The organism is Flectobacillus sp. BAB-3569 (assembly GCF_002270355.1).
Lineage (GTDB): Bacteria > Bacteroidota > Bacteroidia > Cytophagales > Spirosomataceae > Flectobacillus > Flectobacillus roseus.
This window is the reverse complement of sequence record NZ_NJFZ01000121.1, coordinates 1-1,077: the sequence shown is the minus strand read 5'-3', so window position 1 is coordinate 1,077 and position 1,077 is coordinate 1. Positions and strand designations below refer to the sequence as shown.

Sequence of the window (1,077 nt, the reverse complement as noted above, 5' to 3'; positions counted from 1 at the left end):
TGTAAAGGGAGTGTTCACTAAACTGTGTCAGGGATTTTAGTTAGCTAAAATCTTCTTGATAAATTCTATCTTCAAAAGTAATTAAGTACTCAGACAAATTAAATGTTGAATTTACTTCCGACGTTCTTATGTAAGCTTCCCCAAAAATAGTACGGATTAAAAGTTTAAAAAGTGTGATATTTTTTAACTTTAGGTAAGTATTATGAAAAGGAGCAAATTTAGTCCGACCGAAATTGCCAAGATTCTTAAGGAATTTGAATCTGGCAAGTCCTTAGACACCATTGTTCGGGAATATGGGGTCAGTAAGGTAACATTTTATAAATGGCGTCAGCGTTATGGCGGCATGGAAGCGAGCGAACTCAAGAAGGTCAAACAACTTGAAGAAGAGAACGCCAAACTCAAGCGCATGTATGCAGAACTAGCCTTGGAGTTGGATATGGCAAAATATGTCATAGAAAAAAAGCTCTAAAGCCTTGTGTCAAGCGAGCACTTGTGCGAGAGTTGAAAGAACTCTATCCAAGAGGCATTAGCAAGGCATGCCGTATCTTCAAAACGAGCCGAAGCAGTTTAAGGTATCAATCCGTTAAGAACGATCAAGTGTTAATGGATGAATTATCACAATTGAGTAAGGATCATCCTCGTGAAGGCTTTTGGAAGTTTTACCACCGTATGCGCAATGCGGGTCATAGTTTCAATCATAAGCGAGTGCATCGGGTGTATGTTCATATGGGTCTTTCTATTCGTAGAAAGGCTAAAAAACGTCTTGTGGCTAGAGTAAAAGAGCCCTTAGAAGTACCCCAAAGCTTTACTCAAACTTGGAGCATAGACTTCATGAGTGATGTTTTGAGCAATGGGCGTTCATTCCGAAGCTTTAACGTGATAGATGATTACAATCGAGAAGTACTTTTCATAGAGACAGACTACTCGCTCAAGAGTAGTAGGGTGATTTATATTCTTCGCCATTTGGTGAACAAATATGGTAAGCCCACTAAGATTCGAATGGATAATGGGCCAGAATTTGTAGCAAAGCTAGCGCAAGAATGGAGTCAGATGAATGACATCGTTTTTCACTATATT

General features: G+C 39.0%; 2 pseudogenes. Both read left to right on the top strand.

Annotation, left to right across the window (positions count from 1 at the left end):
* Window positions 1–202 precede the first annotated feature (202 nt).
* Window positions 203–550 (top strand): annotated as a pseudogene (locus BWI92_RS29020) (transposase); the annotation flags it as partial.
* A gap of 83 nt (window positions 551–633) precedes the next feature.
* Window positions 634–1,077, top strand: a pseudogene (locus tag BWI92_RS29015) (DDE-type integrase/transposase/recombinase); the annotation flags it as partial.